The sequence below is a fragment of the Phocaeicola coprophilus DSM 18228 = JCM 13818 genome (genome assembly GCF_000157915.1).
GTDB lineage: Bacteria > Bacteroidota > Bacteroidia > Bacteroidales > Bacteroidaceae > Phocaeicola > Phocaeicola coprophilus.
Genome location: NZ_EQ973646.1, coordinates 346,031 through 355,173 on the forward strand (window position 1 = coordinate 346,031; position 9,143 = coordinate 355,173).

12 protein-coding genes are annotated in these 9,143 nt (G+C 46.3%); 1 reads left to right on the forward strand and 11 read right to left on the reverse strand.

The annotated features are described in order from the left end of the window. Positions 1 to 283: 283 nt before the first annotated feature. Positions 284 to 775 carry an SLOG family protein gene (locus tag BACCOPRO_RS13565; protein ID WP_005816313.1) on the reverse strand — a complete coding sequence of 164 codons (492 nt, stop codon included), beginning with the start codon at positions 773 to 775 and terminating at the stop codon, positions 284 to 286. A 3-nt stretch (positions 776 to 778) separates the two neighbouring features. Then, a complete protein-coding gene (locus tag BACCOPRO_RS13570; protein ID WP_005816315.1) occupies positions 779 to 1,345 on the reverse strand; it encodes a hypothetical protein in 567 nt (188 codons plus the stop codon). Here BACCOPRO_RS13570 and BACCOPRO_RS17625 point away from each other — a divergent pair. Continuing rightward, positions 1,339 to 1,590, forward strand: coding sequence for a hypothetical protein (locus BACCOPRO_RS17625; protein ID WP_225494525.1), 252 nt, complete (start codon positions 1,339 to 1,341; stop codon positions 1,588 to 1,590). The two genes, BACCOPRO_RS13570 and BACCOPRO_RS17625, sit on opposite strands and share 7 nt — an antisense overlap. A gap of 306 nt (positions 1,591 to 1,896) precedes the next feature. On the opposite strand, the gene BACCOPRO_RS13575 is transcribed toward BACCOPRO_RS17625, so the two are convergent. The 9 genes from BACCOPRO_RS13575 to BACCOPRO_RS13630 all read right to left on the reverse strand — a co-directional run bounded on the left by BACCOPRO_RS13575 (position 1,897) and on the right by BACCOPRO_RS13630 (position 8,285). Next, on the reverse strand, positions 1,897 to 2,175 hold the full coding sequence (locus tag BACCOPRO_RS13575) for a plasmid partition protein ParG (RefSeq protein ID WP_005816317.1): 279 nt from the start codon (positions 2,173 to 2,175) through the stop codon (positions 1,897 to 1,899). A gap of 7 nt (positions 2,176 to 2,182) precedes the next feature. After that, a complete protein-coding gene (locus BACCOPRO_RS13580) occupies positions 2,183 to 2,938 on the reverse strand; it encodes a ParA family protein (RefSeq protein WP_005816319.1) in 756 nt (251 codons plus the stop codon). A gap of 119 nt (positions 2,939 to 3,057) precedes the next feature. Next, positions 3,058 to 3,483 carry a single-stranded DNA-binding protein gene (locus BACCOPRO_RS13585; protein WP_005816321.1) on the reverse strand — a complete coding sequence of 142 codons (426 nt, stop codon included), beginning with the start codon at positions 3,481 to 3,483 and terminating at the stop codon, positions 3,058 to 3,060. 53 nt (positions 3,484 to 3,536) lie between these two features. After that, complete coding sequence (locus BACCOPRO_RS13590) at positions 3,537 to 3,893, reverse strand: helix-turn-helix domain-containing protein (protein ID WP_007837478.1); 357 nt, start codon at positions 3,891 to 3,893, stop codon at positions 3,537 to 3,539. 47 nt (positions 3,894 to 3,940) lie between these two features. Further along, on the reverse strand, positions 3,941 to 4,192 hold the full coding sequence (locus BACCOPRO_RS13595) for a hypothetical protein (protein ID WP_007837480.1): 252 nt from the start codon (positions 4,190 to 4,192) through the stop codon (positions 3,941 to 3,943). Then, on the reverse strand, positions 4,180 to 4,734 hold the full coding sequence (locus tag BACCOPRO_RS13600) for a hypothetical protein (RefSeq protein ID WP_005816324.1): 555 nt from the start codon (positions 4,732 to 4,734) through the stop codon (positions 4,180 to 4,182). The genes BACCOPRO_RS13595 and BACCOPRO_RS13600 overlap by 13 nt, the downstream gene beginning before the upstream one ends. A gap of 1,552 nt (positions 4,735 to 6,286) precedes the next feature. Beyond that, positions 6,287 to 6,673, reverse strand: a complete 387-nt coding sequence (locus BACCOPRO_RS13610; RefSeq protein WP_004319910.1) for a single-stranded DNA-binding protein — start codon at positions 6,671 to 6,673, stop codon at positions 6,287 to 6,289. An 829-nt stretch (positions 6,674 to 7,502) separates the two neighbouring features. After that, positions 7,503 to 7,685, reverse strand: a complete 183-nt coding sequence (locus BACCOPRO_RS13625; protein WP_004319908.1) for a hypothetical protein — start codon at positions 7,683 to 7,685, stop codon at positions 7,503 to 7,505. 15 nt (positions 7,686 to 7,700) lie between these two features. Beyond that, on the reverse strand, positions 7,701 to 8,285 hold the full coding sequence (locus tag BACCOPRO_RS13630; protein WP_005816332.1) for a hypothetical protein: 585 nt from the start codon (positions 8,283 to 8,285) through the stop codon (positions 7,701 to 7,703). Between the last annotated feature and the right edge of the window lie 858 nt (positions 8,286 to 9,143).

Here is a 9,143-nt window from a genome sequence, read left to right on the forward strand (position 1 = left end):
TTGAAATATAGGCAGCAGTATCTTTATTTTTATCAAAATTTAAGGTGAGGAATCTGAATATCCTTGCCTACGGACACAATTATCCGCTGCATCTTTTTGGGGTAAGGTGCAGACGTATGGCTGTCAGCGTATCTTGGTTTAAAGACGCTTAGCGGTCACGGCGGAAGTCGTTTCGTCTCTCTCCGCCGAACAAAGCTCTGAGCACATTGCCCAAAGCTCCGAACACGAAGTAGCAAACGATGATTGCAACAATATCGTCCATAAGCATTTTCTGTTTTATGGGTTATACACTATTATGAAGATTCACTATGTCCAATCCCTGCCTCTTGGCTTCTCTGACGGTGTAGAACGTGCCGCCCTTGGGATTGCCATCGAAGTAGGCTATGAGACGTGAACTGCGGTTGACCATATAGTCGTTGCGCCTCAGAAGGCAGCCATTGTAGTATTGCTCGCTCAATACGACCACGTCATCCACGATGCGCAGGATGGCATCATACTTGGCTTGCTCTTCCTTGCTCCACCGGTCAGACTGACCACGGAACGGCACAACGGCTATCACCTGCAAGTCCTTCAACTCGCATTGCAACGAAAGGGCGGCTTCTGCCGCCAGCAGGTCAAATCCCATTGCCATGCCACAATAGAAATACCGGTAGCCGTCGGCATACGCCTTGGCTATCTCCGATTTGAGACATTGCTTCAACTCCCTCCGCTTGGCGAAAGGTACGCTGCGGTGTCCGCTGAAGCATACGGACACTGCCTTGTCGTACTTTGTCATACTTTATCTTACTTTATAATGTGTGCGTGCGAGGAACATACCGCCAATAACACATGCCCCGAGCCTTTCGAGTTGGTTGGCATACTTGGCATAGCTGAGACCCTTGGTTATCACATCGTCAAAGACCAACACCATTTTGTTGTCGAAGAACGGCTCATCAAACTCAACGACATTCGCCTTGCGGACTTCATCCTCGTTCTTGCGGTTATCGTGGATGGTCTTACGCTCTCCGCATACCCTCACGTGCTCGTAGCCGTTTTCCGCTCCTGTCAATTCACACACCCTGTGGCAGAAAGCCTTGTAGCGGAGTTCGTTGCTCTCGCTTGTGGATGCTGGAACGGGGGCGAAGACGATGTTCACGCAACCCTTGCCGTAGAGTGTCAGCATATTCTCTGCGGTGCGCTGCGCCACTTCCTCGTAGGCTCTTCCGTCCTTGAAGTCAAACACTAATTGTCTGTCGGCAATCTCCTTCTCACCCACATTGCGGATGCGTGCGGGATAGTATTTGCAGAACCAAGTCTGAGGCTTGTCTAACTGCTTTTGGATTTGATAGTCATTCTTGTGTGCCATTGCTCTTATGTTTTTTCTTCCCTTATTTCGGAGGCTTTTCCTGCCTGCCCAAGGGATATTTTTTGCTTTCCAAGAGTGATGGCGATCAAAAAGCCAAATCGGGAGCGAAAAATACGCTCTGCACGCAGAGGAAGATTTTTCGGTCAAATGCAATGGACGATTTGGTGTTTGAACAATCGCCAGCATTACCTTTGCAAAACAATATCCGCAGCGGCAAGGCAGGCGAAAAGAAATCTGTTATGTAAAAGAGGAAACGGGCGGGATGGCGTGGGGCGAAGCTGTATATGGGGAAGGACGATAGTTGATATGAGGGAAAAAGAGAAAATCTTGTAATAGGGAACGACATTGCCTTTTATCAGCATGGAGACAGTCCTACAAGCAGAGAAAACTATTGCCCTAAAAATGAGTTGGATAGTATTTTCTAAAAGTAGTATCGACTACGAATAGTATAATAGTCGAATAGTTTTTACTACCATACTACGGATAGTAAAGTCTGTTTATAGAAGAGATAGCGGTATCATCGTCTGTTCGGCGATGATACCGCGCGGCACTCATGTGTCATGCCGCTTTAGGTATTCTGTCATTGCCTCATTGACAATATCACGCAAGGACATCCCTTTCTTGATGGCGAGGTACTTCATCCTCGTGTGGATGCTCTTGTTGATAAGGAAATTGCAATGCACCGGCACTTCGGTAGTCTCAGAAACAGACACAGGTGGTGCTGGTGTAGTTTCTGTGACTATCTGCTCCTTACTCGGCTTCTTTGTGGAAGAAAGGAGTCCGTTGAGACCGCCTTTCATTCCCTCTTTCAACATACTGCTCTTGCTCATGGCTATGCTATTTTAAGTTTAACACTTCTTTTGCCAAAGACATATAATCACTGGCACCATTGGATTTGGGATTATACTCAAAGATAGTCTTGCCGTTGATGGGTGCTTCTGCCAAAGCCACATTATCACGGATGACGGTCTTGAAAACCTTCTCGTGAAAACTGTCATTGACGATTTCCCTCACGCTTCGGTTCAACGTCTTGCGGCGATCGAACTGGGTGATGACGATGCCGCCCACTTTAAGGTTGGAGTTGAGCCGCTCCTGAACGATGCGGATGATGTCCATCAACTTTGCCATACCTCTCATGGCAAGGTATTGCGCTTGAACAGGGATGATGATGTAGTCGGCTGCGGTGAGGGCATTCAAGGTCAGCAAGCCCAATGACGGTGGACAGTCGATGATGATGTAGTCGAAATGCTCTTTGGCGATGGCTTTGGTGATAAGTCCCTTCAAGATAAGCTCCCGTCCCGGCTCGCTGATAAGCTCTAACTCAGCCGCAGACAGGTCAAGGCATGAGGGTGAGACGGTGATGCCGTTGTGCAACTTGACCAACGGCAAGGTGTACTGTCCACACATTGCGCCATAGACTGTCTGTTCTTCCTCGATGGACAATCCCAAGGCTTCCGTGAGGTTGGCTTGTCCATCCATGTCAATAGCCAAGACGTTCTTCTTACTCAGTTGCAGAGCTGCCGCAAGGCTTACTGCGGTCGTACTTTTCCCTACACCACCCTTGTGATTTAATACTGCAATTATCTGTGTCATAACATGATACTACTATTAGTGAATACTACTTTACTATTCTACTACTGATAGTACATACTAACCATAGTAAAAGCGGATTTACTACGATTAGTACGTACTACTCTCAGTTGATACTACCCTCAGAAGGGAAGGTCTTCGCTCTTGTCCTGCGGTGCATCGGCTGGCGGTACGGGAGCCTCGCCCTCTGCCTTGGCTGCCTTGCGTGCCTTTGTTGCAGGTGTGTCGGTTGCATCCTTCTTCCCTGCATTGACAAAGGCGATGGAGTCAGCTATGATGCTATGCTGTATGTGGTTCTCTCCGTTGCGGTCTGTCCAAATGGAAGAAGTCAGTGTGCCTTCCACAAGCACCATACGACCCTTGGTGAGGTATTCAGCCAAACGGATATGGTTCTCCTTGCTGCTCTTCACCCTTACCCAAGTGGTGATTTGCTTGCCCTTACTGTAGTCGTCCACTGCGATGTCAACAGCCATGAATGTTCCGTGTGTACCTGTGATGACGCGGCAATCCTTTGCTCCGATGCGTCCGATAGTGTGAGTGTAAATCATAATGTGAAAATGTTATAGTGGCAAGTTGGTTAGACTTGCCGTTACCTTGTTATTTAAATGACTTTTCTTGTTGATTGAACATAAGCTATTGCTTCATTCATAATTTCTGCTCGTGACCTACTCTTGTTATCTTGCATCCACTCATCAATTTCAGATTTGAGGAACATGATACGTTTCCCCTTCTTATGGAATGGTATTTGTTTATTGCTTGTCCAACAATAGATTGTGTGTTCAACTGGATGGGTAGGGAGATACTCACTCAATTCGGAAACACTAAGCCATTCCAATCCCTTATCGGGCTGAATTTGAGTCATTAGTGTGGAAAACTTTTCTTCTAAAATCTCCAGCTTGTTTATTACTAATGACAATGCTGATGGCAAGTCATTAAAACTCAATATTTGCTTTTCCATATCAATATATGTGTGGCAAGTTGGTTAGGCTTGCCGTTACCTTGTTATTAATATCCTTTCTTCGTCTGCCTTGTATTGGCGACAAAAGACTTGTTGCTGCCTGTGAGACTGATAGAGCCGCAATTAACAAACTCTCCGTCGGAATAGACTCTGTACTTCTGTCCGCTTACCTCATGCTTCTGTTTGATGCGCTCTCGCATCCACTTCTTGGCTGCGGTCAATGAGCAAAAGGTCTCGCTCTCCTTGGTCGTCTCGTCATATACGATGCACTGGGTCATACATGCTCCTACTTCATCCATGCACCTATACTCGACGTGACATAGTCCAACTGACCGCCAAATATGTCGCTTGGCTCTATGTCGTATTGTCCATCCCTCACTTCCTTGTCCTCTCCAAGAAGCGACAAGTTTCCGTCGGCATCCAAACGTGCTGCGTCTATGACGATGTCACGAGGCTCGTCAAAGAGATAACCTGCCACGATGGGCTGCTCTCCCTCGAAATGCACCTCAAAGCCTCCGTCCACCTCCGTGCCGTACTTGCGAAGAGCCGCTTTCAGCTCGTCCTGCTCCCGGTGCTGCAATGCCTGGAGTTGTCCGTGGATAGTGAGGTCTTGCAGTTCTGCCTCTCGTTTGGTGTGGGTTGCCTCGCCGGTCTTGCAGTCGATGTCATACTTGTGGTAAACCACTGGGATATGGTCTGCCGATGTGACAAGCCATGTGATGTTGTTCACTGAGAAGCCCTGTCTGGTGAGGAACTCCTCGATGTCTGAGCCGAGAAGGTGGTCGGCTACGTCAAGATACTCGATGCGTGCGTCAGCATCATGCAGGATGATAATCTTCATTGCCTTTCTATTTTTAGTGATACAAATAAGTTTGTCGCCCATGTCGCTGGACTTGTTTAACTACGTTGAAGAAACTTACGCTCAGCATAGTGAATAAATTCCCTCTGCGTTCGCTTAACCGTTTCTTTCTCTTCCCTCCTTTCGAGACCTTTCAGCCTGTGGAGGGATATTTTCTGCTCCCACAAGCCGCAAGAAAAGACATAAAGACAAATTATGTGTGAAGAATACTCTTTTCCGAGGAAAAGGAAGATTGTTCACAGTCACAAGACCTCAAGCAGAATTTGACGATTGTCTCAGACGCGGCTAACTTTGCAGGAAATATGCCTACCACTGCGCTGATTGGAAGAAGATTATTGATATTGGCTGCAAGAGGAATGATGTGTTATATATAAAGAGGTAAGAAGAAAGATTGAAACAGTAAGGGTGGGCAGTGAAGTGTTTGCAGGTCTGCTGTACCGACATAAAGCGAGTGTGTTGGCTGACCGGGATGCAAGTCATCAAAGCTTCAGCCTTGATAGCTTGTAGCACGGACAGACAATTCTCTCGCGTCGGTACTTCGGCATACTGTCAGCTTTGGCTAATAGCAACGTGTTGCCATCAGCCAAGGATGTCTGTATGACGACAGACCATGTAACGCTTCGCAAAGGCGTGGGGCAAAGCAGTATAATTTAGAAGTAGATAGTAACGTATATCAGGCAAGAAGAGACAGTTGCGCAACGGACAAATCGGGCACTCCTGTCAGCATGACAAATGTGCCTTGTCCTTGCCGCAGGACACTGAGGCAGATTGGACGTAGCAGACATGTCTGCCACATTCAATATGCCTGAGTGGACAAGAACTGCCTCTTGTATAGCAGAAGAGAAATTGTAAAACAGTTGATTAGTGGTAAAGGTGGTATGGGTGGGCAGAATGGCATTACACGGACATTGCCGAAGCCCGATAATGGGACAGCCAGACAGCAATAAAGGCAGTTATCAGAAGTGTCAGTTTCTGATAGTGACATTGTTGGCTGCCTGTCACATGGGATTCGTGCGGTGTCCGTACAGTAATGCCGTTCTGAAGGTGTGGGGCGAAGCGATACAACGCACTTGGACGAAACCACCGCTTATAACAGAAAATATTTTGCAGTCAAAGAGAAGAAGAATAGTAAAGCAGGTGTGGGTGGGTAGTGAAGCTGTCGCAAGATTGACGGTCTGAATATCAAGGCGAGTGGATAGCCAGTAAAGGACACAATTATCAGAAGCCTCGGCTTCGGCATCTTGTGGCATAGATGGCAGTCCTCTCGCGTTCAGACCTTGGCATACTGTCTTTCTTGGCTAATAGCGACTTTGTCGCCATCAGCCGGGAATATCTGTATGCCAACCATCTTGGTGACGTTTCGCAAATGGTGAGGGACGAAGTGGTTAGAATAAAGGAAGACGGCGTTGCCGTTATGGTTAATAAATGCACATGGTTGTTATTAGAGAAGATTATCACACGCTATAACAGCAGATTGATGTCCCTGAGCAAAACAAAAGCGACCCGAAGGTCGCCTTGTTATGGAGAGGAAAGGCTATTTCTTGCCTTTCTTGGTTGCTGGCTTGGCCGGCTCTTCCGCAGGAGTCTCCTCCTTGTCGGGACACTCGTAGAACTTGGTTGCAACCATGATGATTCTGGAGTGCTTCACGCCATCCTTGTCTGTCCACTCCTCTGGCTTGAAGAAACCCTCGACGGTGAGCAACGTGCCCTTGGTGAGCTTGTCGAATGATTCGGTGTGCTCGTTCTTGCGCCATGCCTCCATATTCATGAAAGCCGATACGCGGTTGGTTTCCTCGCCGTTCTTCTCCTGACGGCCTACTGCCAATGAGAAGCGTGCTACGCTGGCGTTTGCGAACTGACGGATTTCTGCATCCTTACCTACGAAACCTGAAACTGTGAAGTTGTTCTCGATCTTTTTCATTTTGAATTGAATTTAAAAGTGAAACTTAATTTTTACATGCATTCAAAAGCAGGGATGTGGCACCATGTGGGAAGCACCATGAAAATCGTTCGCAATACTCTTTTTGTCGTTGGCGGTAAGGGAGAAAAAGGAAGATTACGCACTATTTTATTGGTCACAGCGATAGCGGCCACACAAGAAGGAGGAAGTCCTTCGCAGCATCACGCTACCTTTGCATGGTAAAAATAAGTGGCTTTCAAATAGCTCAATTCAGAAAAAGACGGGGCCAAACAATGGAACAAAGGTTGTAAGCAAGGAGGCAATCCGTATGCAACAGACAGGGGCACTGCTATGGCTGTATGCCTGGAGAAACGAAGCGGGAAATCCGACCTTACAGCTGTATCATCAGAAGAGTGAGGAGCATGAACACTGATGCACGATGAACGACAAGCCTAAGGGTCAGCTTAGCAATAGAGGCATCAAGCCAAAAGAGGACAGACATCAGAGGATTGGCGATAGCACTGTCATTATGCTAAGACCAAGTTCTGTGTCCGACAAGGAAGAGTCGCAAAAGACAGACGAGTAAAACCAAAAGGCGAAATGACCATTCCTATAACAAGGTACAGAGACGCTTAAAACGGCGAAGGGACTTTGGCGACGTATCGCTATACAGGTGTCGAAGCATCGCTTCTATAACAGGACTGGAGCAAGTGAGCAAACCGCACAACTTGCTCCCAAGGTATTTCAGTTACAACAGCCATAACCTCATTGGAGGATTGTCCTAAAAGAGTTTTTGCAGTCAAAGGAAGAAAGAGTCTGCAAGCCACATAGCCAACAGACTCTCTCCTGATTATTCACAGATGACAACATCATCCTTGTACTCCGTCACTTCCTTGCCGTTGATGAGCTGGACAATGACCTCACAACCCAAGTCCTCGACAATCGTTCCCTCTGTCTGACCTCTTCGGGGATAAAGCAAGGTGCAGAAACACCCTACAACGCCGTCCAACTGCTCCATGTCTATCGTTGCCATATCCGTTCCTCCTTGTTAGCCGAATGTGATTGGATTGATGCAGAAATTCGTGTCCTCTGCCTCATACTCGTATTCATTGATGAAGTCAATCATCTTCTGTTCGCTTCTTCCGTCCTGTGAGACACCAGTCTTCTCACACCACAACTTGATAGCATCACCAAAGGTGGAGTAAGCACCCTCACAATCCTCAAAGAGTTCTCCGTATGCAGTGACGTAGCACTCTTCGGGGAAGAAGTCGTTCTCATCGTGCGTATAGAAGATGTCGCAACCTGGCTCAACCTCTCGCCAACTGATTGAAAGTTCATCGCCAAGTGCCTTGTTCACCTCCTCAAAGAACAAGTCGCATGAAGACCAAGCACTTTCGGTGTCAAAGGACAAGAGGGCATAATCGTCTTCCACGTTCTCCTCATACTCTGCCCAATAGATGTGTCCTCTCACCGAGATGCCTTTCTTCTCGTAGTCAATGCCATAGTGTTCTGCCAAGAGATACAGATACACATTATTACTGTTCACCTCCAACTCTTGGAGTGTGTTCCAAAGGTCTGCCACGGCTTTGCGTGAGCCTGTCACCTTGTACTGAGTGTCGCAAATGTTAGCCATAAGATAAAATTTTTATTTTCTTCCCTTATGTAGAACCAACTACCATCGGGATTGATTAAAGAATTATGTTGCCCCAAAAGGTGTTATGGCTCATCAATGCAAGGTTTTGCCGTCAAATACTACCTCTGCCACAATCAGAGCGTGGAGATTTCACGGACAAACCACAGGCACCGACCTTGCAGGATGAACGCCATGACAGGTACCTTTGCAACACAATTCTTATCAAAGCCCGATGGGGTGGTACATGGCAGACTGCATGGTACAGCAGTGTGAAGTGACGTTATAGGTGGAGATAAGGCTATAAGAGGTTTTTGCAGTCAAAGGAGAAAAGAGTCCACAAAGTGCAGTATCTACAGGACAAAAACACTTTAGTTTACCTTGGTTAGCTCTTATATATATGCTAACCTAAAGTAAACTGTATATATGTCCGTCTAAAACCCGAAAACCGTACGGGTCAGCTTACGTCAGAAACAGAAGTATAGAACCATAGAAGTGGTTCAAGAAGTCTTTCTTCCTTTGACTGCAAAATATTATCTTTGCACGAATCATAATTGCCCTGTAGGATTTAATATAATTTAACACTCTTTGTTGAATGCAAGGAAGAACAGCTTCAATATGCTGAATATCAGTAGTATAACATTGTGTTAACCCTTAATCTGTAGAAAAGGATGTTATCATACAAAGTAATGTCCATTTGTACTTTTTCTATATGGTTTTATACTTACATTTGCATATCATTTGTATCTTGATAACAGTAACTAACTGATTATCAATATACTTTATATTTGAGGAAGTGAAGTAATATCACTAGATATAAATAGTAAAAAGGTGTGTAGCTTATCAAGTTACACACCTTTA